Raw genomic sequence first — 23,045 nt, 5'->3', positions numbered from 1 at the left:
TCAAACCGCGGTTTAGGGCCTGAGTGCCAGCCGCACCAGCCGGTCGAGCAGCTCGGGGTAAGCAAGACCGCTGGCCTGCCAGAGCTTGGGATACATGCTGGTAGGGGTGAAGCCAGGAATGGTGTTGAACTCGTTGAGGTAAAGCTCACCCCGGCTCGAGAGAAAAAAGTCCACCCGGGCCATCCCGCGCACCCCCAGGATCCGGTAAGCCTCGATGGCGGTAGCCTGTATCCTCTCCGCAATTTCGGGGGAAATGGAGGCAGGCAGGTGAAGCTGGGCCCTGCCGGGGGTGTACTTGGTCTCGTAGTCGTAAAACTCGGCCTGGTAGGTGATCTCACCCACCACACTTGAGCGGGCATGAACGTTGCCCAGGAGTGCCACTTCCAGTTCGCGCACCCCTTCTATGCCCTGCTCGACCAGTACTTTGTGATCCCAGGCAAAGGCTTGGGCCAGGGCTTTGTGGGCGTCCTGGTCGGCCCTGACCTTGGAGATGCCCACCGAGGAGCCGGTGTTGGCGGGTTTGACAAAGTAGGGGGGGGTGAAGGGTGGTTCGGGGGTGGGCTCGCCTTTGTAAAAGGTCACCCAGGGAACCACCGGAATGCCGGCCTGTTGCAAAGCTCGCTTGCAAAGGTCTTTGTCCATGCACAGCGCCGAACTGGTCACACCTGCCCCCACATAGGGCAGCCTCAGCAGTTCTAGAAAGCCCTGAATGACCCCATCCTCGCCCACCGGGCCGTGCAGGAGGGGAAAGGCCACATCGTAATGTTGCCAGGGAATGTCGGGGGGGAAGCGGTGGGTGCCGTGTTCGGCCACCCCGGCCACCAGGGCTTCGCGGGCGTCCTCCCCCAGCAGCCACAGGCCGTCCTTGGCAATCACCGCCAGTTCGGTGGGATGGGGCATGGCCGCCAGCACACCCCGCGCCGACGACAGGGAAACCTCGTGCTCGCCAGGCGGCCCGCCAGCGATGAGTAATATACGCAAATTGCTCACAATGTGTATTGTAGTGCGGTACGAGCGGTATGCAAACTTCAAGCGGTCAGGCTCCAGTCCTTACGCCATCGCTCGAGCTGTGAGAGCGGTTCCTCTCTACACATCACTTTTCTGCTGGTTTTTTCCCCTCGTAAAACTCTTGCCAGTGTGGCGCTCTGCCGTCTATATCGGTGAAGCCATACTCTCGGCTCAGATGCCAGGTAGCCAGGGCCTGGCCTGCTTTCTCGTGTACCTTGGGGTCGGAGGCCAGCGCCACCACGGCCCGCCCGATGTAGTGTGGGGTCTCGGACTCGGCGTAGTAGGGGTTTTTGGCAATGGCGTCGCGCCAGTTGGCCTCGCTCACGCCAAAGTGCTCGAGCATCGCCTCCGAGCGCAGGAAGCCGGGCGTAAGGGCTAAGGCGGTGATGTTCTTGGTGGCTTCAGGTAATCTGCTTCCATCAGATTGGTAGCGGTTTGATTGAAACTCCTCGGCCATGTTGTGGGCCAGTCGAATCACGGTAGTCTTGACCAGGTCGTAGAAAAAGTTGCCCCGGTAGTTCAAGGTGTCACCGTCGGTGACCTCGATGATGAGCCCAGCATTCTGCTCCAACATCAGCGGCACGGCGTAGCGGCTGGTGAGGAAATGGCTGTATACCGAGCGCTCCAAGAGCCGCCAGCCCTGGGCCATGTCCAGCTCCCAGAAGGGCTTGCCCCACTCGACGATGGCATCGCCGCCCCACACGTCGTTCACCAAAATATCCAGCTTGCCCTGTTCGGCTTTAACTCGCTCAAACAAGTCCTTGACCTGATCCTCTTTGGTGTGATCTACCCGTACCGCAATGCCTTTCCCGCCGGCCTGGGTCACCAGCTCGGCGGTTTCCTCGATGGTTTCGGGGCGGTTGAGGTCGGAGGGGTGGCCTCTGGTGCTGCGACCCGTGCAGTACACGGTGGCCCCAGCCGCACCCAACTCCACCGCGATACCCCGGCCACAGCCTCTGGTGGCTCCTGCTACAACCGCAATTTTCCCTTTGAGATTAGACATGTTCCCTCCGCATCTCGACTACTTCTGGCTCCAAGCGAATCGCCAAGCGCATGAGTACCCTGGCCACTCGAGTTCGCCAGTCCAGCCCGATAGGTGAATGGGCCTGCAAGGTTTCGCGGTGGTCGGAAGTTTCGAACTGCTCTTGTAGGGCTCTTTGAGCCAGATATGTGTAGAGTACGTATTGGCAGTGATCCATTGCCCCCTCCACAACCCAGCCTAGACCGGTTATATGTCACCTTCTGTCATATTGGTGGGCTAGGGTAGAGGTATGCGAGCGGATCGGCTGGTTTCAATTTTGCTGCTGTTGCAGACCAGAGGGCAGGCCACGACCAGCGAGTTGGCGAAGAGGCTCGAGGTCTCACCGCGCACTATCTACCGCGACATGGAAGCCCTTACGGCGGCAGGGGTGCCGGTCTACGCCGAGCGGGGCAGCAAGGGTGGATGGGGACTGCTGGAAGGATACCGCACCAACCTGACGGGCCTGAGCCAGCCGGAAATCATGGCCCTGTTTGCCCTCAAACCCGCCCAACTCCTGCGCGATCTGGGTCTGGGTAAGGCGGGCGAGCAAGCGCTGATCAAGCTGCTGGCCGCTCTGCCCTTCACGCAGCGACAAGGGGCCGAGTATGCTCGCCAGCGCATCCTGGTGGACATTCAGCGCTACCAAGAGCAGGTACCCCTGCTGCCGGTGTTGCAGGAAGCGGTCTGGCAAGACCGGAAGCTACGGCTGGTCTACGAGCCCATGCAGGGGAAACCTGCGGAACGTACTGTTGACCCGCTGGGCCTGGTGGTAAAGGGGAGCGTGTGGTACCTGGTAGCCTCCAGACAGGGGGAGTTGCGCTCATACCGGGTCTCGAGAATTCTGGAGGCCAGGCTGCTGGACGAGCCCTCGTCGCGCCCTGCCGACTTCGACCTCGAGACCTACTGGCGCAAAGCCCGTGCCGAATACAGGGCTCAGATTCCCAGCTATCGCGTCAAGGTGCGAATTCTGGAGAAAGTGTTGGCCCGCACCAACCCCGCCAGCCACTGGGGGCAACTCGAGCACAGCGTGCCGATGGGCGATGGATGGCTGCTGGCCCAGCTTTGCTTCGAGTACCCCGAGCAGGCCCTGGGCTGGGTTCTGGGGGCAGGGGCAGCGGTGGAAGCACTGGAGCCGCTCGAGTTTCGCCGGCAGGTAATCGAAGCGCTGGACAATGTACTTGGTTTGTATCAGGGAAGGTCTGTCTGAATGCGCCAATGGCTTGTTGGCAATAAACTAAACCCATGAGTTGGGTGGTGGTGTTTCTGGCCCTGCTGGCGCTGATTGGCCTTTTTGGCCTGGTCAACTACTGGGGCTACCGGCGGGTGGAGAAAGCCCAGCAAGCCTGGTTTCGTCAGATGTTGGGGGAGGGGGTGGATGTGGAGCAGTTCTTACTGGCGGCCCCCTTCGAGTACAAGCCCCTCAAGGGCAGCAAGGCCTATGGCATCCTGGACAAGCGCACCGGCGAGGAGGTCTACCGGGTCAAAACCCCCGAGGAAGCCGAAGCCTGGATTGTGACCAAAACCCTGGCCGAGCGCGGGCAGTTGCCCCAGGTCAAAGAGCAACTGGAGAACAGGGGAGATTAGACCGTTTGAAAAACTGCTTTGCCCGCTAGATTCTTTGACACAATGGGCAGAAATGCGTGCCCCGTCCCCCCACCACCATTTTCACGATCTTGCCCGAGCAGCTTTTGTGTTTACAGGGCTGGCCGGTGCGGTCGTAGGCGTTGTGGTGGAACTGAAAGTAACCCGGTTCTCCACTCGGCTGCTGATAGCTTTCGTCGGAGAGGGTCGAGCCTCCGGCCTCCACTGCCTGAAGCATCACTTCGCGAATAGCCTGGTAAAGCCTGCGGACTTCGGGGTCGGAGAGTGAAGCGGCGGGCCGCTCGGGGTGGATTTTGCTGAGCCACAGCGACTCATCGGCATAGATGTTGCCCACACCGGCTACCGCCTCTTGCGCCAGGAGCACCTCTTTGATTTTTCGCCGGGTTGACAATAGCGATTGTTTGAACCGGGCCAGGGTGAAGTCGGACGAAAGGGGTTCGGGCCCCATTCGCGCCAGCAGGCCAATCTCGCGGTAGTCGCCGGCCTGCACTATCCACCACTTCCCGAAGCGGCGGGGATCGGTGTAGTAGAGGGTCTGGTTGGGCAAGTGCAGGGTGACCCGGGTATGGCGGTGCGGCTCAAAGCGAAAACCCCCGGTCATGCCCAGGTGAATTACGGCTTCCAGCTTCTTGTCCAGGTGCAGTATCAGATACTTGCCCCGGCGCGATGTGCCAAGCACCTTGCGCCCTTCGGCCAGTTCGGTGTGGCGGTAGCGGGCGGGGTCGTCGTGCAGCAGCTTTTGGATACGCTGGCCCAGCAGGTAGGGCTCGAGGATGCGCCTTGTGGTCTCGACTTCGGGGAGTTCGGGCATGGCATTACAGGTTATTGTCTTGCTTGAGGGGCTGCAAGGATAGCCGCTACACAACTCAAACCAGATTCAAAAAAGCCAGTTTACAAAAGCAAAACCCAGAGGCTGTCTTTTGGAGTCCAGAGCACACCCCTCCTTGTCGGTTGACGAAAAAGCGTCTCCCTTCCAAGGGGCGGTATCGCCCTCCGCTGCGCGGATAACTTCCAAGGGGCGGTATCGCCCTCCGCTGCGCGGATAACTTCCAAGGGGCGGTATCGCCCTCCGCTGCGCGGATAACTTCCAAGGGGCGGTATCGCCCTCCGCTGCGCGGATAACTTCCAAGGGGCGGTATCGCCCTCCGCTACGCGGATAACTTCGGCCCTGTTAGTTCGCCGCCATCCGGCGCCGAACTAACTGAATCTGGTGTCAGCTTTGAAAACTGCCTATTCGAACTTGCTACCTCAGCTTCTTTGAAGTTTCCAATAGCGCTGTGGCGCTTTTTCTGCCCGACCTTCGGTGTATGCCAAAAAGAAACCGACTTAAGGCGCTGTGTTGCACCAGCTCGCTCAGGGCTACAGTAACTACCAGAGCGCTCAGCATCAGCAGCCCATAAAGCAACCAGGCCGGCCAGGCCAGCTTGAGTACAAAATAGCCCAAAACCACAATGACGCTTTGGTGCCAGATATAAAAGGGGTATACCCAGTGGCGGGCATGCTCCAAAAAAGGGGAGGGCCGGTTCAGGTATCGATGTGCGTAGCCAAGTGCGGCAAAAACAACGCACAGGGCGGCCAGGTTTCGAAGAAGCCAGTAGAGCTCGAAATTCTGCAGCGAGATACCAGGACTGAATGTATCGTGCTTCCAAACTACGGTAAAAAGGTAGGCCTTGCCGATGACCAGCACCAGTCCTACCCAGGCAAACAGCTTTCGCTGGCTGAAGATGCTCTCGAGTAAGCGAGGTTTATGGAAGAGCGCAAAGCCCAGTACATATACGAAGAAAAAAAATAGCAGGTTTTCCAGATCCTGTACCAACCCTGGGTGCGAACGGAATATAAGTGGCAGCAAACTAATACCGATAGCGGGAAGTACTACCAGAAGCCAGACCCGCCAGGAGACTGCCATAAACCAGCGCTCGAGCCGCGCCCATAAAGCCAGACCTCCAGCGCTGCGCAAATACAGGAAGATGGGAAGGGCCAGCAGTGAAAAGATAAACAGGTACAAAAGATACCACAGGTGTTCGGTTCGCAGGCTGCTCAGGGGATATGCGCCGCCATGCAGCCAGGGGCCGCTTAGAAATTGCCAGTAGTTTCCGCTAAAGTGTTGGGGGTCGCTGGGTGGGAGGGAGATGCGCTCAATGTAGTGCTGGGGTGGAACTATTAGCAAAACACCCATGCCCAGCGGAATCAAGAGCCGAATCATGCGATCCAGGGTGTAGTCCTTGACCATTTTTTTGAGCACAAAGATGGTGGCAGCCCCCGACACAAAAAAAAGGAGCGGCAGGCGAACCGTGGTGAGGGCTTCGTTGAAAAAGGTTATCCAGCCCAGTTCGGGCCCTTTGATAAGCCAGGGCCAGTTGTCGAAGGGCCTTCCAGAATGGAACACCAAGCCTAGAAATACCGCCAAAAACCGCAGCCAGTCCAGGTAGTGAATGCGCTTGTTCATATGGGTGATCTCTGCAAAACAACTTGTGGGACAGTTCGTCTAGGTTTGGTTGCCAAGTCTGCGGGCCAGCCATAGCAGGCTAATGGCCTCCGCTAGCAAGCGAGGTCTGTGCTGCATCTGTTCTGGGGTATATGTTTCCACTGGATTCTGGCTCGAGCCCAAAACGTCTCGCAGAATACCCGAGGCTAAATACAGTTGCTCCTGGAGGTGTGCCCCCAGACCTTCGGTGAGCCAGGTTTGTGTTACATCAAAGCCTCTTTTGTAGCGAGCAGTGCGGATGACTTCGGGCACTTTGCTGTGGGCTATCTGCCGCAGGGCCCACTTGCCGTACCCGTTGCGCAGCTTCAGGTGAACCGGAAGAGCCAATCCGAGCTCGAGTACCCGATAGTCCAAAAAGGGCAAGCGGCTTTCGATGCTGTGGCCCATTGAGTTGCGATCCTCGTACCGGAGCAAAGTGGGCAGGCTATAGCGGGTTACATCGAGCATCTGGCGCAGCCAGGGTGCCTGGTCAGCCGAAGCTCCAAGCTGGAGCTGAACTTTGGGCAGGCGCAGGTTGCCTTCAGGTTGTTTGCCAGAATAGCGCTGACGGTTTTGCCAGAAAAGGCCCAGCTTGTACGACTCAGCTGCCAGAAGCTGTGCAAACCCCAGGGCGAAACTGCCCAGCTCAGCCAGGCGCTTTTGCTGTAGCAAGTGGCGAAGCTGAAATAGAAAAAATTTTCGGTAGCCCATAAAGCCTTCATCGCCCCCCTGACCGCCCAGAAGTACCTTGTAGCCCTCTGCTCGGGCTGCCTCGTAGACGAAGTTTTGCGCCAGAATGCTGAGGGTGGGGAAGGGGGCATCCTGCGAGGCCAGGGTTTTTTCAAAAGCCTGAACCAGGCGTTCTTTGGAAAGTTCGGGCCATACAAAGTGCACCTCGATGCCGCTCTTTTGTGCAAGTGCCTGGGCCAGGGGCCCTTCGGAGCGGGCGGCGCGCGGGTGACCATAACAAAAGCCTTCTACCTGCGGATGTTGCCGGGCGGCCAGGGCGGCTACCAGGGAGGAGTCCAGGCCGCCCGAAAGCGATATGGCCAGCGGTACATCGGAGCGCAAGCGCAGCACGACCGCGCTTTGCAAGGTGGCCTCGAGTTCTTCCAGCAGGGCCTTATCCGACAGGCCCTCGAGTGCGGCTATTTTCTGCTCGACCCGGCCAGCCAGGTCGTAATAGCGCTGGGGTTCTACGCTGGGCTGCTGCAAGCGAATACAGGCGTGGTGTCCGGCCGGCAAAGCCCGCAAGCCCACGTAGGGCGAGATGTCGCTATCGTCTTCGTAGACGTAGTAATACAGGCCCCGGCTCACGTACTCCAGATTGGGGGCGAGTCCGAAATGCCGGGCCAGCGCCCCGGTAGAGGAGGCAAAAGCCAGAATGCCGTCCTTTATGAGGTAAAAAAGCGGTTTGACGCCAAAGCGATCCCGCACCAGCCAGAGCTGCTGTGATTGGGTGTCCAGCAAGGCAAAGGCAAACATGCCAATAAAGCGCTCCCAAGCGTTTTTGCCCCAGGCTTTATATGCCTCCAGGATTACCTCGGTGTCGCCCTGGGTTTGAAAGCGATGCCCTAGCTGCATAAGCTGATCACGAAGCTCCAGGTAGTTGTAGATTTCACCGTTGAACACGATGCAATATCGGCCGGTGTGATCCCACAACGGCTGGTTGGAGTGTTCCGAGAGATCTATGATGCTCAGGCGGTTGTGGCCCAAGACCAGGGGGCCCGCAGGCTGTGGAAGCTCGACTACGGCCTGGTGGTCGGGGCCGCGGTGGAGCTGGCTTTGGACTACCTCGGCTACCAACGCGCGAAGCGGTTCTGCTGATTGAATCCAGGAAAAAGCTCCCGCAATACCGCACATTCAGGCCTCCAGATGCCCCAGGGCAGGGGGCTGGCTCAGGCGACGGTAAAGCTCTTTGAGCTTTACGAACTCTACGCCCCAGTTGAGCTGCTCAGCAACCAACCGCCGCCCGCGCTGGCCCATGGCCTCGGCCTCGGCGGGGTGATCGAGCAGCCATTGGATGGCCTGGGCAATGGCGTCCGGCTTGCGTGGATCCACAAATAAGCCACAGTTATTGTGGCCAATGGAGGCGCGCCAGAGAGGGAAATCCGAGGCCACAAAGGGCATACCGGCCATCATGTACTCGTATAGTTTGGTGGGTTGGGAGACCAGAAAGCTGGGAATGGGATGCAGTATGGAAAGGCCAATGCGGCTGCTGGAGAGCAGGGCCAGGGTATCCGGGCGGTTTTTGTAGCCCAGATAGTCGGTTCTGGAAAAACCAGGGTGTTGCGCCGCCTCGGCCTCGAGGGTTTCCGGGGCAAAGTTTCCAATCAGCGTCAGACGAAGTTTGGTATCAGGCAAGCGCTGCATGGCCTCCAGCATTTCAAAAAGCCCCCTTACCCGCGTAATGCTACCGGTGTAAAGGGCCTGGGCCGGGCGCGTCTGGTAGGGCAGGTTTTGCAAGGCGGCAATCTCCTGGGGATGCGGAAAGTTCTGCAAAAGGATGGTTTTATGAGCGGGGAAACGTGCGCCAATGGGTTCGGTGACCGCAACAATTCCGCTCAAGAAGGTGCCTGCCAGGCGCTCGAGCAGCCCCATACCCAGGGCTACCAGGCTGCGCAACCATTTGGGAATCCAGTCCTTGCTCAAGATGTCCGTGGGAACATCCTCGTGTACGTCGTAAACAACTTTTTTGCCCTGCAATTGCAAGAGCAGCCCCACAGGAATCAACTCGGGGTCGTGGAAATGGTAAATATCGCCCTTTTCGGCCAAAGCCCGTTTATAAACGGCCCAGACCACCCCAAACATGCGCCCCAAACGGTTTTTGGCCACCGGTACAGCGCAAATTTGCACCCCCTGGCGCACCTCGTCCTGCTGGTGCGGTACGACCAGCGACACCGGATAACCTTCCTGGGCCAGACTCACACACTCCCGGTGAAAAATTCGAACGTCGAAGGGTGGGTGGGCTGAGCTCATGTGAACAATCTTGGGTAAAGGTTGGGGCATTGCGGTTCTCCTGCAGGTACGCCAAAGTGCAAGGGGTTTGAAATCAATCGAAGCGCACGTCAAAGGTTCTGGCCCAGGCAATCAGGTTGACCCAGCGCCAGACCCGGGCGTCGAAAGGTTTTCGTCGAGCCATTACGGCTGCCAGCTCCTGCCGAAGCAGCTCTGGCTTCAAGGCCCTGATACGGTACAGGGTTTCGGATTTTAGTTGTTGCTCCACCCAGGGTGCGAGCTGCTCCAGCCAGTGTTGTTCTGGGGTTGCGAACCCGACTTTGTCTTTGCGCTCCAGGATGGCCTGGGGAACCAGGCCCTGCATGGCGCGCCGGAAAACCGCCTTGGTTTGTCCACTGGGTGAAAGGATATACGATTCGGGAAGGCTCAAAATCAGCTCTACCAGTCGGGGCGTCAGAAAGGGCACCCGGCTTTCGATGGAGTGGGCCATGGAATTGCGGTCTTCGTAGCGCAACAGCTTGGGCAGGCTGGTTTCAGTGAGGGATTGTAATAGCTCCTCGCGCAGCACCTCGCGTCCGTGGAGGGCCCGCGGCGAGGCGAGGGCAACCCCTTTTTCTTGAAACCAGTCCACGTTCAGCCAGCCAGGGGCCAGCTCCTGACCGATGAGACGACGGGCCAGAGGCTCCAGGCTCGGTGGTAGTAAAAAGCCTATGGCGCTTTTATAGGTATCTTTGAGGGCAGGCTCGAGCCGGCTCGCCCGCAGGAAAGCCAGAGCCTCGGACCAGCGTCCCTGGCGCAGTAAAGAGGCCAGACGCGCCCCGCCATACACGGCATAACCGGCCAGGATTTCGTCGGCGCCCTGGCCATCCAGCATGACCTTGATACCGGCCTCCTGGGCCAGGCGAAAGACCCGGTACTGGGCATAGATGCTGGTGGAGCCAAAAGGCTCACCCTGCACCTGTACCAAATGATCCAGATCTGCAACCAGCTCGCCTGCGCTGGGTTTTACTTTGTGGGCCTTTACTCTGGCGGCCTTGCCGACCAGTTCGGCCCAGGACTCCTCCGAGACCCCATGGTCAGCCACGTAGGTAAAGGTGTGCAGCTCGAGACCCGGCTCGAGGTGGCGCATGGCCATCACGATGGCGGAGGAGTCGATGCCTCCCGAGAGCGCTGCCCCCACAGGTACATCCGAGCGCAGGTGCAGCCGCACATTTTCCAAAAACTGTGCGCGCACGTTTTCGGCAGCCTCCTCGAATGAACCCTCAAAAATGGGTTCCGGCTTGGGCTGCCAGAAGCGTTGCGGAGAAGAAAGCTGTGGACTACCAAGCTGAAGCTCCAGGTAATGGGCCGGCGGAAGCTGTTGCACCTGGGCAAAGAGGGTCTCGCTGCCATCGTCGGTAAGCCCAAAGCGCAAATAGCGGTACAGTCGGTTGGGATTAACCTGGCGCCCTACACCAGGAAGCTCGAGGAGCACAGGAATTTCGGAAGCAAAGGCAATACCTTCGTCGAACTGGGCGTAGTACAAAGGCTTGATGCCAAAATAGTCTCGAGCCAGGTAGAGGTGTTGATTCTGCCGATCCAGCACGGCAAAAGCGAACATGCCCACCAGGCGGGTAAGGCACTGCACGCCCCACTGGGCCCAGGCTGCCAGCAGTACCTCGGTGTCGGAGTGCGAACGGAAACAATGGCCCAGGGCCTGGAGTTCCTGGCGAAGCTCGAGGTAGTTGTATATTTCACCGTTGAAAACAAGGTGATAGCGCTGATCCGGGCTGGACATGGGCTGCCAACCCAGCGCTGAAAGATCCAGAATGGAAAGCCTGCGATGCACCAGCAATACCGAGCCGGAAGCGTCTGACCAGTCCTTGCCCTTATCGGTGGCTTGGTCGAGGGTTAGCCAGCCGTGATCGTCGGGGCCACGGTGGTACAGCCCTTGTAGGGCATTTGCTGCCCAGTTCAGCGATCCAGGCTTATGCAATACGATGCCTGCAATGCCACACAAAGATTTTTCCCCCTTTACGCATAGCTCTGTTGGTAGATTGGTACGGGTGACTAGCCATTGAGCACTTTCTTGAGCGCCTCCACCACCACCTCCTGGGTTGCCTGGCTCATTTGCGGCCAGATGGGCAGTGAAAGCACCTCGGCGGCAGCCCGCTCACTCTCGGGCAGGTGCAGACCCTGGTTCTGATAGACCGGAAGACGATGCAACGGGGTGGGGTAATAGACCATCGTACCAATACCCAGTTCGCTTAGCCGTTGTTGAACCTGGTTGCGCCGCCCATTCAGAATACGCACGGTGTACTGGTGGAAGACATGACCTGGGTTGAGCGCGGGTGTGCGCAGACCCGGGGTGTCGGCCAGGGCCTGGTTGTAGCGTTCGGCAATGGCCCTGCGGGCCTGGTTGTAACGCTCCAGGTGCGGCAGTTTGACCAGCAAAATAGCAGCCTGCAGGGTATCGAGGCGCGAATTGTAGCCGATGAGCTCGTTGTAATACTTCTTGCGCGAGCCGTGGGCCCGGAGCATGCGGGCTAGTTCAGCGGTGGCGTCGTCCGAGGTTACCAGCAACCCCCCGTCGCCATACGCTCCCAGGTTTTTGGATGGGAAAAACGAATAAGCGCCGGCATCACCCAGTGAGCCGGTATGACGGTGGAGCAAATCGGGGCGGCGCTGGCTCTCGCCCGGGTCGCCCTCGTAGCGCGCGCCAAAGGATTGGGCACAGTCCTCGAGTACCTTCAGGTTATACCGCCGGGCCAGCTCCAGTATGGCCGTCATGGCAGCTGGGTGGCCATACAGGTGAACGGGTACGATGGCCCTGGTTTTTGTGGTAATGGCGGCCTCGAGCAGGTCGGGGTTCAGGTTGAAGCTATGGGGGTCTATGTCCACAAATACTGGCTTGGCACCCAGCAGGCTAATGGCTTCAGCGGTGGCAAAGAAGGTGAAGGGGCTGGTAATCACCTCGTCCCCCGGCCCGATCCCCAAAGCCCTTAGCCCAATGATCAGGGCGTCGGTCCCGGAGTTAAGGGCGATGGCGTGTCTAACCCCCAGGTAGTGCGCGACTTTTTGCTCGAGCTCGCTTACCTCAGGCCCCATGATGAACTGGGTGGCGCGCAAGACCCTTTGTAAGGCTGCATTGAGTTCGTCCCATAGCTCGTTTACTTCTGCGCCGAGATCCAGGATGGGAATCTGCTGCAAGGTCTTCATACTAGCCTCCGCACCTCATATGGCCCCACCTTTTGGTAGACGTGGCCCTGGGAGTCGGTTACTGTGTCGCTTTGGCTAAAGTCGAGGCGGTCGCCATAGGCGCTCATCCAACCAATAATCCGTGCGGGCACCCCGGCCACTATTGCGTAGGCGGGCACATCCCTGGTCACCACTGCCCCGGCCGCTACAAACGCACCTTCGTGGAGGGTAACCCCTGTGACAATGGTGGCATTGGCGCCAATACTGGCACCGCGCTTTACCAGGATTCGACCGTAATTGGCCGAAGAGTTGCGCGGGAACTCGCTGCGCGGGGTCAGTACATTGGTAAAAACCATGCTGGGCCCACAAAAAACGTAGTCCTCCAGAATGACCCCTTCATACACCGAAACGTTGTTTTGTATCTTGACGCCGTTGCCGATGAGCACGTTGTTGGCCACGTACACATTCTGCCCAAGGGAGCAGTTCTCCCCGATGACCGCTTTGGCCGAGATATGGCAAAAATGCCAGATCCGGGTGCCCCGACCAATCTGGGCCCCCTCGTCCACTACGGCAGTCTCGTGTTTGAAGTATTCCATATCTAGCCGCTTACAGCCTCAAGCAAGAACGGGTGCATGGTGTCTTTGCGGTTTGAAAGGGGCAGGTTGCGAATCTGGGCAACGGTTGCAATGGCCTCATAGGTGTCGTCCAGACCGAAGCCCTGCCCTGCCAGGGTACGCTCGTACACTCGAGTATGCAGGTCGGTAAAGCCCTCGGAGAACTCGATTTCCTGCCCATCCAGAAGCATGGAGCGGTATGTGCGCTTACCCTGGGCCTTCAGGGCGGCGGGTACATGGTTCACATCAATGGATAAAAACCACCGCACCCTGGCTCGCTCGAGCTCCAGGTAACCAGCCGCTACCGTGTCGTCGCGGCGGTGTACCTCCACCTGCTGTACTTTGCCAAAAAGCCAGGCCAGCATATCGAAAAAGTGAACCCCAATATTGGTGGCCAGCCCCCCGGATTGCTCGGTGCGGCCCTTCCAACTGCGCAGGTACCAGGTACCCCGGCTGGTGATGTAGGTCAGATCCAGCTCGTAGGTGCGACGAGAATCGCTCTGCAGGCGGTGCATCAGGTTGAGCAGGGCCTCGTGGGTGCGCAGCTGCAAAATGGTCCACACCCGTCGCCCGGTCTCGGCCTCGAGATCCTTGAGTTGAAGAATGTCCCTGGGTTCCAGCACCAGAGGTTTCTCGCAGATGGCATCGGCGCCGGCTCGCAGGGCCATGCGGATATGTGCGGCATGCAAGTAGTTAGGGCTGGCAATGCTTACATAATCCACCTGCCGGGGCGTGCCGCGCAAAGCGTGCAGATAGTCCTCGAACAGCTCGGGCTGGGTAAAAAACTCGGCTTGTGGGAAATGGCTATCTAAAATTCCCACCGAGTCAAATGGATCCAGCGCAGCCACAAGGGTATGGCCGGTATCTTTGATGGCCTTAAGGTGCCGGGGGGCGATGTAGCCCGCAGCCCCGATGAGCGCAAAGTTCTTCATCCTTCCTCCTTACAAAAGCACCACATGGTCGGCCTTCAGACCCCGGGTAGCGTAGCGGGTATCGAGCACGGCCCTGGACAGGGCCACCACCCGTTTGTAATCCACGTTGCTGTGGTTGGTGGTGATGATGACCAGGTCGGCGTTTTGCAGTAGTTCGTCGGTTAGCTCTACGCTGTCGGCTACCAGGCCGTGCTCTTCGATGTGGGGCGTCCAGCTATCGTGAAATACCACCTCGGCCCCCTGATTCTGCAGGAGCTTGAAAACCTCGATGGCCGGGCTCTCACGATAGTCGTCCAGATTGGCCTTGTAGGCCATGCCCAGCAGCACGATTTTAGCCCCGCGCAGGGGTTTGCCGTGCTGGCTTAGTACCCGGGTGGCTTTTTCTACGGTAAACTCGGGCATCTTGCGGTTGATTTCGCCCGCCAGATTGATGAAGTGGGTATTGAAGTTGTATTCCTTGGCCTTCCACTCGAGGTAATGCGGGTCAAGGGGGATGCAGTGTCCCCCAACCCCTGGGCCGGGATAAAAGGGCATGATGCCGAAGGGTTTGGTAAAAGCAGCATCCAGCACCTCCCACACATTGAGCCCCATGCGGTCGCACAGCAGGGTGATTTCGTTGACCAGAGCAATGTTAACTGCGCGAAAGGTATTCTCAAAAACCTTGACCAGCTCGGCTGCTTTAGCGCTGCTTACCGGCACTACGTGATCAATGGTTTTGCTATAAAAGGCTATGGCTACCTCGAGGCTTTCCGGGCCCACACCCCCCACCACTTTGTTGGTGTTCTTGGTGGTATAGCGGGCATTGCCAGGATCTACCCGTTCGGGTGAATGGGCCAGAAAAAAGTCGCGACCCAGCTCAAGGCCGCTTTGCTGCAACAATGGCAGCATGATTTCCTCGGTGGTGCCCGGATAGGTGGTGGACTCGAGGCTGACTAGCTGACCCGCCCGCAGGTATTTGGCAATCTCGGCAGTAACGCCCTCCACGTACTGCAGGTCGGGTACCAGATTGCGTGTAAGGGGGGTGGGTACAGCAATAACGATCACATCCAGCTCGGGTACGCAGTCGAAGCTGGTTGTGGCCTGGATGAGGCCCTGGGCCACCAGGTCGCTTAGTTCCTCGTCCTTTACATCGCCAATATAGTTCTCGCCGCGGTTGATCTTGTCCACGCGCTGCTTGCTGCGGTCTATGCCAATCACGCGGTAGCCGACCTTGGCTTTCTCTACCGCAAAAGGAAGGCCTACATAGCCCAGGCCGACCACGCCGACCACGGCGCTCTTGTCCTCAATGCGTTGTAGTAGCTGGGTTTTGGGATCTATGGCTGTTTGCATGCTTGCTCCTTATCCGGGTACTTTTGCACTCTGGGGTTGTTTGGGTTGAAGGCTCTCCAGCCAGCTTTGAATCAGGCTCGACCAGCTCAGGTGTTCTTCCACGTAGCGCCGCCCGTTCTCGCCCAGGCGCTGGGCCAGCTGGGGCTCATCTACTATCTGCAAGATGTGGCGGGCCAGCGCTTCGGGGTTTTCTGGGGGGCTGACCAGACCTGCCTGGGCTGTTTCTATCAGCCGGGCTCCTTCCCCTTTACCCACATACACGATGGGCTTGGCGCAGCTCATACCAGCAAAAATTTTGACCGGACGGGTCATCTCGAAGAGGGGAGAGTCGCGCAAGGTTGAGAGTCCGGCTACAGCCAGGGAGTAGAGGCGGGCAATGTAGGCCGGAGGTTGCGGATCCAGGAAGCGGACATTGCGCAGGGCCATCTCCTGAGCCATTTCCATTAGCCGCTTCTTTTCCGAACCGTCTCCGATTAGTACCAGGACTATGTCGGGGTTGGATAGGTGCTGGGCAGCCTGAAGGGCAACCTCGAGGCCGTGCGCATAGCCATGGTTGCCCGCATACAGAATGACCTTTTTCCCCTCCAGGCCCAGCTCTTTGGCTAAAGCCTGATCAGGGGGCAGGGGGCGAAAGAGGGTGGTATCCACCCCGTTGGGCAGGTAGACCACCTTGTGGCTGGGCAGCCCTTTCTCGGTTAGCAAAATTTTTTGAATACCCTCTGTCACGGCCGTTACGTAGGTGGCTTTTTGGTAGCTCCAGCGCTCGAGGCCCGCGGCCAACCTGAGCAGGGGGCCTTCCTTCATGAGCCCCAGCTGGCGCACCGAGTCGGGCCACAGGTCGGCCACATTAAAAATGAAGGGTACGCGGAACCACCGAGAGGCCAGGAAGGCTGTAATGCTCAAGAAAAGCGGGGGTGACTCTACAAAAATAAAGTCGGGCTTTCGGGCGCGTAGCAAGGCCCATAACGAAGTGGCTGCAAAGCTGAAATAGTTGAGCAGGCGTCGCACGCCTGTACCCATAGCCGGGTAAAGCCAGGTACGCTGCACCCGCACCCCTTCCCAGGTCTCCTCGAGGGCAAACTTTCCTCGGTAATCTGCAAAAATACGCCCGGTGGGGTAGTTGGGCAGGGCCGTGACCACCTCCACCTCGTGCCCCAGCCGCACCAGTTCGCGAACCACAGAAGCCAGCCGCACCTGGGCGGCCCCAATCTCGGGTGGGAAATACTGTGTCAGAAACAAGAAACGCACAATGCCTCCGACCTGTGGTGCGCTATGCTCGAGTTTTTTGCGGAGGAAGCCCTGCGGCTTATTGCCGACCGAAAAGAGAGATGTAGCCCCATCTTTTGCAGGATTGCGGGTTCAAGCAACCGCAGGTATGCCGACTGAAAGAGATGCGCTCTCATGCCGGGCTTCTTATTTGTGTGCCTCCAGCGGCTGCGGAGGGCTTGGGGGTGCTGTGAGCAACTCATCTCATGTAGTGTAGTCAGTTTGAAGCCCGTTGGCCGGTTGTTTGACCCAGCCAGTGCGTTACCCTCAAGCACCGCCCCCTGTGAACTAAGCGCTTCATGAGAGATCTGTAGATAACGGCGCTTTAATAAAGAAATCGGGTTAGCGTACTTCAAAAGGCCCCAGGTCGAGTGCTGCACCTAGCAGGCGCTTCTGCCCCAAAAAATCGATCTTTGGAGCGGCTTCGCCGATGCCCTGGTCGATGGCCGGACTATTTTTGCTCAGGCGATAATCGCCGCTGCCATCGGGCTTATAGTTCACAAAGCCGGGGTCCAGGCTCAGGCTGCCCTGGTGGGAACTGGTCAGCAGACGCCAGTTGGTGGTGTTGTTCCAGACCAGGTTGTGGAGGAAGCGGTTCTGGCCGGTGTTGTTTTCCTCGCTGATGCCCCTGGGGTTGCCCACTACGATATTGTTGGCAACCAGGAAGTTCTGGGCGATGTTGCCGCGGGTGTTGTCGCCCGAGCCGACCGAGATGCCGCCGTAAAGGTTGGCAAAGGAGAGGTTGTTGGTGATGGTAACGGCGGTGGCCGCCTGCCAGGTGGTGATGCCGAAGCCTCGGGCGCGGTAGAGGATGTTGTTTTGGATAACGCCCCCTGGGCTGCCTTGATAAATGCCGTGGATGCGAGTACATGCACCAGCACCGATTTCGCCGATATCGTGCACCAGGTTGCCCATGATGCTAACCCCGGTTGCGTCAGGATAGCTGGTGTTAATGCCGGCCCCGCCATTGGTATCGCACTGGGCCCGGATGTGGTGGATATAATTGAACAGAATGCCGATGTGGCTACCCCAGCTAACGATGCCGCTGTTGGTGGCGCCGGTAACTTCGAAGCCGACGATATCTACGTAGCTGCCGCGGACATCGATACCGAAAAGGGCGCCCTGGGCATTGACTTTGGCGCCCCAGCGGGTGTCGGAGGCGATGACGATGCGCCCTGAGGCGGTGCCGCTGACGCTGACGCTAACGGCTTCGTTGTAGGTGCCCGGGAGGACGCGCAAGACCTGGCCGGGCTTGAGCCGGGCGGCGGCGAAGGTAATGGTAGCCCAGGGACGCTCGCGGCTGCCGTCGTTGGCGTTGCTGCCGCCGGGCCCTACATAAAAGGTGGGGCCTTGAGACAGGCTAAACAAACCATAAGAGATGTCTGGATTGGGAAAGGCAGGCCCACTTTGTGTTCCGGCAATGCAGGCGGCACATACGGTGAGCAGCAGTGATGACAGCCAGACCTGGCTATTTCTGGCCGTTTTTCCGATGCGCTCGAGTAATGTTCTCATAGGTTTGGAATATAGAAAATAAGGTTATATCGAGCTGGCGTGACACAAGCGCTGGCAGGTGCAAGCAGGCGATATAAGGTCATGCTATAGGAGTGCTCTCGAGTTGTATAGAACCCCTGCAGCTTAGGGAGTATCATCTTGAGGCCGGCAAAAAGCAGGCCGTATATTATGCGGCGCTAGCCCTGTGGCCCGAATAAGCGGTCGCGGACAGCCAGGAGCACAAAGCCCAGCAATAGAATGGTTACCGCGGCAATGCCTGCTGTCAGAAGGGGTCTGGGCCAGATGGCATCGGTGGGCACTTCTGCTTTTGAGAGCATTGAGAGCTGGCCGCTGGCGCTGTTTTCCAACGAGCGCACAATGCCCAGGTCGCGTTCAATGGTCGCGCGCAGTTCGCGTAGGCCCGCCAGGTCGGTTCGGTTACTCGCCTGGCTGAGCTGGTTATCTACCCAGCGCAGCCGGCTTTCCAGGGAAGCGCTGGCACGCCTAAAATTTTCGCGTACTAAAGCGGTTTCCCATGCTTGCAAAGCCTCGCCCCAGGCGTTGGCCATGGCGGCTGCTTGGCGAGGGTCTTTATCACGCACGCTCAAAACAAAAACAATCGAAGTAGAGCCCACCGTTTCGATGGAGCGAATCCGCATTTTTTCCCGTATCTTGGTTACTTCTTTTGGTAAAACGCCCGGGAAGCGGCGGTGCATTTCCTCTACGACCAGGGTGCTGTAAGCGGCCTCTCGATAGGCCGCGGCCGCTAAAGGCCGCAGTTGAGGGGTGTTGAGGCTCGAGCTAAGCTCGACCGGGTTGGCGGAAAGCAGGCGGGTGGTGGCCTCGTAGACTCGAGGCTGAGCGGTGACTAAAAAGTAGGCCAGGATCGCAATTCCTACCGACAGCCCGAGCAGCGCCCACATATAGCGGCTAAAGCTAAGGAGCAAGCGGTCAAAGTCGGTCATGCTGGTCATGCTTCTCATGTTTGTCCTCAGTGGGCCCAAATGGCCGGGAAAGACCCAAGCGCAAAAGCTAGGCGCTCTTTAGCCTAACCATAAGACTTCAGGAAAGCTATCGCAAATGAACTTTTGCTGCTCAACTTAACCATCCTATGGTGAAGTTAACGCTCGAGGTTACGCATAAAACCAGACCAAATAGGTTCTGCTAGGTACCATAAAACTGAGATGGAGCGAGCTGGCTCGGAGTTCCGTTGTTGTCTATGACCCGCATTAAGCGCCTGTTGACCCAACCCTCTTTCGCTGGCAACGCCGCTTTGCTGGCCAGCAGTACCATACTGGGGCAGGGACTGGTGATCCTGGTACAGCCCCTCTTGACGCGAATGTACCGCCCGGAAGACTTTGGCTTACTGGCCTTGTACACCTCCATTCTTTCTCTGGCCGCGGTGGTGCTTAACCTTCGGTACGAGCAGGCCATACAGCTTCCCAAAGAAGAGACCGAGGCCCGCAACTTGCTGGTGCTGTCCCTCGTGCTCGGATTGGGCTCGAGTGTGCTTATAGGCGTGGCATTTATTTTGCTGAGACAGGCGCTTTCCGGTTGGTTTAACATCGTGCTGCCGGTCTGGTTTGCCTGGCTGGTTTTGTTGGGATTGGCCTGCGTAGCCCTGATGCAGGCTGGCAGTATGTGGGCTTTGCGGCTATCTCGGTTCGGTGTGCTGGCGCAGACCAAGTTTCAGCAGGGCTTGTGGCAGGCGCTCGGCCAGGTGCTACCAGGTCTTTTTTCCCCGGGTGCAGGGGGGCTAATCCTGGGCGATGTCCTGGGACGTTTGGGGGGCGTACATGCGCTGGTGCGTTTGTGGCCGCGGACGCTTCAGGGCATCTCTGTCCAGTCTCTCTACCGCGTAGCGCATCGCTACCGAAGTTTCCTTATTTATGGCACAGGCGCGGCATTGCTCACCGCGGCCAGCTTTCATCTGCCTTTTATCGTGCTAACGGCTTTTTTTGGTGCTGCGGCTATGGGCCAGTTTAGTCTCAGCTACCGCATCACCACCATTCCGGTTACCCTGGTTGCCCAGTCCATTGGCCAGGTCTTCTTTTCCAGGGCGGCTGCTGCGCGCGACACGCCGGCCCTGGCCCAGCTTACCGAGCGGACTGCTGCAGTGCTGTTTGCACTGGGTTTGCCCGTTTTTGGGGCTTTGTGGGTGGTGGCGCCTGTGGCCTTTCCGCTGGTTTTTGGGGCCAATTGGGATGAAGCAGGTCGCTACGCGCAACTACTGGCCCCCTATTTGCTTTTTTCCATGGTGGCCCAACCCCTATCCAACCTGCTAACCATCCGCGAATGGCAGCGGGGGCTGCTGGCCTTTACCATTTTCGAACTGCTTCTGCGCATGGGGGCGATTTATTGGGGCGTAACCACCCAGCAGATGTACTGGGCTGTGGTTCTTTTTGCCCTGAGCAGCCTGCTGGTAGCCCTGCTCTCGATAGGGCTTTTTTTTCGTGCAGCGGGGGCAAGCTGGCCGGGGTTCTGGCTGAAGGTGCGCAAGTATGTTTGGTTCGACCTGCTCGGCCTGCTTTTGCTATGGGGCGCGGGCTACTGGCTGAAAGGCTGGTGGTGGGTGGGTGCTGCGGTTTTGGTGGTTTTTTTGCTGCTTCTGAGGAGTTTTGTTGAAATACGAAGGGAAGGTTTGGAATGAGGGCCGTAGCCTCGGTGACAGCAACCCTGATGTTTCCTTTGTGGGCCTGGCTGGCCTTTCCGCAAATCCTGCTGTATTTGTATACGTTCAGCTTGCCGCTGGAAGGCGTATTTGCCATTGAGGGGGTATTCACCCTATCGAAAGGGCTCCTGGGACTATTTTTGCTGGCCCTGGCCTTCCAGGTTCGACGCCCTAAAATTGCCTGGTTTCCAGCTTTAGTGCTGACCTGGCGGCAAGTGCCCCGCTTGCGCATCTCGATACTTGCTGTACTTCTAATGTTCTGGGCGTGTGCGAGCTACTTCTGGTCGGTAGATCCCTCGGCTACCTGGGATAAGCTCCAGGCGCTGGCCCAGCACCTCATAGGGGCTTTGGCCATAGCCTTTTTTATTATGGCACGCCCCAAAACTCTTCAACCCCTCCTGTTTTCTTACTCTTTAGGGGCTTTGATTGCAGCTTTTCAAGGTATCTCTAACTACCTGCGCAACCCCTCGAGCCGATCCAGCTTTGCGGGCTCAGCAGATGCAGCCGACTTTGCCGCTATCGTTTTGCTGGGTTCGCTGGTGGCGGTGGGTTTGTGGCTAGCAGCGAAAAGCCCATGGATGCGCTGGTACAGCCTGGCCTGCTTTGCGGCCTGTACCCTGGCGGTGGTGCTATCGGGTACTCGCAGCGCCTGGGTGGCCATTATAGTTACCCTGTTTTTGGTCATATTGCCACGCCTGGGCTGGCAGCGAATGCTATCCATAAGCCTGATGCTCGCACTCTCTTTTGTGGCACTGTACCAGCTACCGGCAGTGAACCAGTTTTTAGCTACCCGGGTAACCTCGGCGGCGGAAGATGGGGGTGCGGGCCGCACGGCCATCTGGACGGTGGGTTGGCATATCGCGCAACAGAACCTCTTCATTGGGCATGGTTACGGAACCTTCACCTCGCTGTTTGATCTAGGGGCCGCGACCGAATCGGCCCTCGAGTCCATTGACACCTACTACATTACCGATGGCCGGGGGGCCCACAACATCTACCTCGAGCTCGTTTCCGAGATTGGCCTGGTTGGGCTGGGGATATTTCTGGCCTGGATGTGGGTTTTGCTTCGGGTGAGCCTGAGGCAGTCGGTTCACCCTGACCTGATCCTTATATTAAAAGCCTGCCTTCTGGCTTACCTGATTCAGGGCGCATTTCTGGGCATTCTTGAACGTAAATACCTGTGGCTAACTATAGCGCTCTTGCACGGACTTTCCATGATGTTTCGAGGCACCTATGCGTCTACTGCTCCTAAGCCCTGACTTTCCCTCGGCAGTACACCCCTCGGCCTGTATCTTTGTACAAACCCAGGCCCTGGAGTTGCAGCGTTTGGGCCTTCAGATAGAGGTGCACGCCCCACTGCCCCTGGTGTTGCCCGGTATGGGCCGCTTGAAACCGGCCTGGCGGAGCTACGCCCAGATTCCTGCCCAGTACGAGGTAGAAGGAACCAGGGTCTACCGTCCGCGGTATCTGGCGGTTCCCGGTGAGAATCTCTGGGGCTGGCCCCACCTGCTCAAAGCCCCCACCCTGCCTGACGATCTCGCCAAATATGACCTGGTACATGCGCATTTTGCCCACCCCGAGGGCACCCTGGGTCTTCATCTTAAGCGCCGCTGGCGCAAACCCCTGGTCGTAACCCTGCACGGCGACGACGCCAACACCTACCCCTACCAGAACCCGCGCTACATGCGCTATTTCCGGCAGGTGCTGGCCCAGGCCGACCTGATTCTTGCGGTAAGCGAGGCCATCCGCCAGCGAACCCAGGCCCTGACCCAGCGCCCGGTGCTGACCCACCGGGTGGGTCTGCGTCTTTCCCCCCTGCAGGCCAGGCCCGACAAAAGCACCCTTCGCGACCAGCTTGGGCTACCACAGGACCGCTTTGTGCTTTTGTTCGTAGGAATGCTTTGGAAGTACAAAGGTGTGTCGGAACTTGCTCAAGCCCTGCACTTGCTCGACGACGAGAGCCTGATGGCGGTTTTTATTGGAGACGGGCCATTGCGCGAGACCCTGGTCAGCGCTTCGCGTACCTCGGTGGTGGTGTTGGGTCAGCAACCCAACAGCCTGGTGCGAACCTATATGGCCGCTGTCGATGCCTTTATTCTTCCATCCTACCGTGAAGGTCTGCCCACGGTTGTGGTTGAAGCGGGTGCGGCGGGTCTGCCGGTGATTGCCAGCCAGTACGGCGGTACGCCTGAACTGATCAACCAGCAGACCGGATTTCCCCTCGAGGAGGTAAGTCCAGAGGCCATAATCAAGGCCCTGAACGAACTGCGCAAAAATCCCCAGGAAGCCCGCGCCCGGGCCGAACGACTGCAAGCCCATGTGTATGAGCACTACGACGCAGCGCAAAACGCGCGAACACTCCTGCGCTTCTACCAACAACTTCTCAGCAAGGAACCGCTTTCGTGATGTGGGGAGGGCCTTTCTGAAATGCGCATACTGAAGCCAAACAACTCGCAAAGCCCTGAGGGCAATGGCCATTTTGTGCGGTCGGTTTTGAACCGTTTGTACTCCG

The 23,045-nt window shown here is 58.4% G+C and carries 19 protein-coding genes; 5 read left to right on the top strand and 14 right to left on the bottom strand.

The genetic code is table 11. From position 1 onward, the window contains the following. Positions 1-12: 12 nt before the first annotated feature. Together Q0X23_RS02225 and Q0X23_RS02220 are read right to left on the bottom strand one after the other, a co-directional pair. A complete protein-coding gene (locus Q0X23_RS02225) occupies positions 13-981 on the bottom strand; it encodes a D-alanine--D-alanine ligase family protein (RefSeq protein ID WP_297861145.1) in 969 nt (322 codons plus the stop codon). A 112-nt stretch (positions 982-1,093) separates the two neighbouring features. Further along, positions 1,094-2,011, bottom strand: coding sequence for an SDR family oxidoreductase (locus Q0X23_RS02220; RefSeq protein WP_297858773.1), 918 nt, complete (start codon positions 2,009-2,011; stop codon positions 1,094-1,096). Positions 2,012-2,279: 268 nt separating this feature from the next. Here Q0X23_RS02220 and Q0X23_RS02215 point away from each other — a divergent pair, with 268 nt between their 5' ends. After that, a complete protein-coding gene (locus Q0X23_RS02215; RefSeq protein WP_297858772.1) occupies positions 2,280-3,236 on the top strand; it encodes a YafY family protein in 957 nt (318 codons plus the stop codon). A 35-nt stretch (positions 3,237-3,271) separates the two neighbouring features. Beyond that, positions 3,272-3,613 carry a hypothetical protein gene (locus Q0X23_RS02210; RefSeq protein WP_297858771.1) on the top strand — a complete coding sequence of 114 codons (342 nt, stop codon included), beginning with the start codon at positions 3,272-3,274 and terminating at the stop codon, positions 3,611-3,613. A 25-nt stretch (positions 3,614-3,638) separates the two neighbouring features. On the opposite strand, the gene Q0X23_RS02205 is transcribed toward Q0X23_RS02210, so the two are convergent. The 12 genes from Q0X23_RS02205 to Q0X23_RS02150 form a co-directional block, all read right to left on the bottom strand. Beyond that, positions 3,639-4,442 carry a DNA-formamidopyrimidine glycosylase gene (locus Q0X23_RS02205; RefSeq protein ID WP_297858770.1) on the bottom strand — a complete coding sequence of 268 codons (804 nt, stop codon included), beginning with the start codon at positions 4,440-4,442 and terminating at the stop codon, positions 3,639-3,641. Positions 4,443-4,874: 432 nt separating this feature from the next. Further along, a complete protein-coding gene (locus tag Q0X23_RS02200; RefSeq protein ID WP_297858769.1) occupies positions 4,875-6,077 on the bottom strand; it encodes an acyltransferase family protein in 1,203 nt (400 codons plus the stop codon). 39 nt (positions 6,078-6,116) lie between these two features. Next, complete coding sequence (asnB, locus tag Q0X23_RS02195) at positions 6,117-7,958, bottom strand: asparagine synthase (glutamine-hydrolyzing) (protein ID WP_297858768.1); 1,842 nt, start codon at positions 7,956-7,958, stop codon at positions 6,117-6,119. After that, positions 7,959-9,104, bottom strand: coding sequence for a glycosyltransferase family 4 protein (locus Q0X23_RS02190; RefSeq protein WP_297858767.1), 1,146 nt, complete (start codon positions 9,102-9,104; stop codon positions 7,959-7,961). Between the two features lie 43 nt (positions 9,105-9,147). Further along, positions 9,148-11,052, bottom strand: coding sequence for an asparagine synthase (glutamine-hydrolyzing) (asnB, locus tag Q0X23_RS02185; RefSeq protein ID WP_297858766.1), 1,905 nt, complete (start codon positions 11,050-11,052; stop codon positions 9,148-9,150). Positions 11,053-11,102: 50 nt separating this feature from the next. Further along, positions 11,103-12,251: a DegT/DnrJ/EryC1/StrS aminotransferase family protein gene (locus Q0X23_RS02180; RefSeq protein ID WP_297858765.1), complete on the bottom strand. Its 1,149-nt coding sequence runs from the start codon at positions 12,249-12,251 to the stop codon at positions 11,103-11,105. Next, the gene (locus Q0X23_RS02175; RefSeq protein ID WP_297858764.1) at positions 12,248-12,826 is read right to left on the bottom strand and encodes an acyltransferase; all 579 of its coding nucleotides are present in this window, start codon (positions 12,824-12,826) and stop codon (positions 12,248-12,250) included. The genes Q0X23_RS02180 and Q0X23_RS02175 overlap by 4 nt, the downstream gene beginning before the upstream one ends. 2 nt (positions 12,827-12,828) lie before the next feature. Continuing rightward, complete coding sequence (locus tag Q0X23_RS02170) at positions 12,829-13,776, bottom strand: Gfo/Idh/MocA family protein (protein ID WP_297858763.1); 948 nt, start codon at positions 13,774-13,776, stop codon at positions 12,829-12,831. 9 nt (positions 13,777-13,785) lie between these two features. Beyond that, positions 13,786-15,105 (bottom strand): nucleotide sugar dehydrogenase, encoded by a 1,320-nt coding sequence (locus Q0X23_RS02165; protein WP_297858762.1) that lies wholly within the window; start codon positions 15,103-15,105, stop codon positions 13,786-13,788. Positions 15,106-15,114: 9 nt separating this feature from the next. Then, positions 15,115-16,353, bottom strand: coding sequence for a glycosyltransferase family 4 protein (locus tag Q0X23_RS02160; protein WP_297858761.1), 1,239 nt, complete (start codon positions 16,351-16,353; stop codon positions 15,115-15,117). Between the two features lie 360 nt (positions 16,354-16,713). Then, a complete protein-coding gene (locus tag Q0X23_RS02155) occupies positions 16,714-17,883 on the bottom strand; it encodes a choice-of-anchor Q domain-containing protein (RefSeq protein ID WP_297858760.1) in 1,170 nt (389 codons plus the stop codon). Positions 17,884-18,059: 176 nt separating this feature from the next. Further along, positions 18,060-18,845 carry a hypothetical protein gene (locus Q0X23_RS02150; RefSeq protein WP_297858759.1) on the bottom strand — a complete coding sequence of 262 codons (786 nt, stop codon included), beginning with the start codon at positions 18,843-18,845 and terminating at the stop codon, positions 18,060-18,062. 236 nt (positions 18,846-19,081) lie between these two features. Between Q0X23_RS02150 and Q0X23_RS02145 the strand changes: the two genes are divergently transcribed. The 3 genes from Q0X23_RS02145 to Q0X23_RS02135 are packed head-to-tail and all read left to right on the top strand — an operon-like array spanning position 19,082 to position 22,939. Further along, the gene (locus Q0X23_RS02145; RefSeq protein ID WP_297858758.1) at positions 19,082-20,512 is read left to right on the top strand and encodes a lipopolysaccharide biosynthesis protein; all 1,431 of its coding nucleotides are present in this window, start codon (positions 19,082-19,084) and stop codon (positions 20,510-20,512) included. Then, on the top strand, positions 20,509-21,792 hold the full coding sequence (locus Q0X23_RS02140; RefSeq protein WP_297858757.1) for an O-antigen ligase: 1,284 nt from the start codon (positions 20,509-20,511) through the stop codon (positions 21,790-21,792). The genes Q0X23_RS02145 and Q0X23_RS02140 overlap by 4 nt, the downstream gene beginning before the upstream one ends. After that, positions 21,767-22,939, top strand: coding sequence for a glycosyltransferase (locus Q0X23_RS02135; protein WP_297858756.1), 1,173 nt, complete (start codon positions 21,767-21,769; stop codon positions 22,937-22,939). Before Q0X23_RS02140 ends, Q0X23_RS02135 begins: the two co-directional genes overlap by 26 nt. Positions 22,940-23,045 lie beyond the last annotated feature (106 nt).

This window comes from Meiothermus sp. (genome assembly GCF_026004115.1).
In the GTDB taxonomy this organism is placed as follows: Bacteria; Deinococcota; Deinococci; order Deinococcales; family Thermaceae; genus Meiothermus.
This window is presented reverse-complemented; position numbering and strand designations above follow the sequence as displayed.

What these genes read in the sequence shown, in the direction of transcription:
- Q0X23_RS02220 (WP_297858773.1), bottom strand. Translation starts at nt 2,011, where the DNA reads ATGTCTAATCTCAAAGGGAAAATTGCGGTTGTAGCAGGAGCCACCAGA.
- Q0X23_RS02215 (WP_297858772.1), top strand. Translation starts at nt 2,280, where the DNA reads ATGCGAGCGGATCGGCTGGTTTCAATTTTGCTGCTGTTGCAGACCAGA.
- Q0X23_RS02210 (WP_297858771.1), top strand. Translation starts at nt 3,272, where the DNA reads ATGAGTTGGGTGGTGGTGTTTCTGGCCCTGCTGGCGCTGATTGGCCTT.
- Q0X23_RS02205 (WP_297858770.1), bottom strand. Translation starts at nt 4,442, where the DNA reads ATGCCCGAACTCCCCGAAGTCGAGACCACAAGGCGCATCCTCGAGCCC.
- Q0X23_RS02200 (WP_297858769.1), bottom strand. Translation starts at nt 6,077, where the DNA reads ATGAACAAGCGCATTCACTACCTGGACTGGCTGCGGTTTTTGGCGGTA.
- asnB (WP_297858768.1), bottom strand. Translation starts at nt 7,958, where the DNA reads ATGTGCGGTATTGCGGGAGCTTTTTCCTGGATTCAATCAGCAGAACCG.
- Q0X23_RS02190 (WP_297858767.1), bottom strand. Translation starts at nt 9,104, where the DNA reads ATGCCCCAACCTTTACCCAAGATTGTTCACATGAGCTCAGCCCACCCA.
- Q0X23_RS02180 (WP_297858765.1), bottom strand. Translation starts at nt 12,251, where the DNA reads ATGAAGACCTTGCAGCAGATTCCCATCCTGGATCTCGGCGCAGAAGTA.
- Q0X23_RS02175 (WP_297858764.1), bottom strand. Translation starts at nt 12,826, where the DNA reads ATGGAATACTTCAAACACGAGACTGCCGTAGTGGACGAGGGGGCCCAG.
- Q0X23_RS02170 (WP_297858763.1), bottom strand. Translation starts at nt 13,776, where the DNA reads ATGAAGAACTTTGCGCTCATCGGGGCTGCGGGCTACATCGCCCCCCGG.
- Q0X23_RS02165 (WP_297858762.1), bottom strand. Translation starts at nt 15,105, where the DNA reads ATGCAAACAGCCATAGATCCCAAAACCCAGCTACTACAACGCATTGAG.
- Q0X23_RS02155 (WP_297858760.1), bottom strand. Translation starts at nt 17,883, where the DNA reads ATGAGAACATTACTCGAGCGCATCGGAAAAACGGCCAGAAATAGCCAG.
- Q0X23_RS02150 (WP_297858759.1), bottom strand. Translation starts at nt 18,845, where the DNA reads ATGAGAAGCATGACCAGCATGACCGACTTTGACCGCTTGCTCCTTAGC.
- Q0X23_RS02145 (WP_297858758.1), top strand. Translation starts at nt 19,082, where the DNA reads ATGACCCGCATTAAGCGCCTGTTGACCCAACCCTCTTTCGCTGGCAAC.
- Q0X23_RS02140 (WP_297858757.1), top strand. Translation starts at nt 20,509, where the DNA reads ATGAGGGCCGTAGCCTCGGTGACAGCAACCCTGATGTTTCCTTTGTGG.
- Q0X23_RS02135 (WP_297858756.1), top strand. Translation starts at nt 21,767, where the DNA reads ATGCGTCTACTGCTCCTAAGCCCTGACTTTCCCTCGGCAGTACACCCC.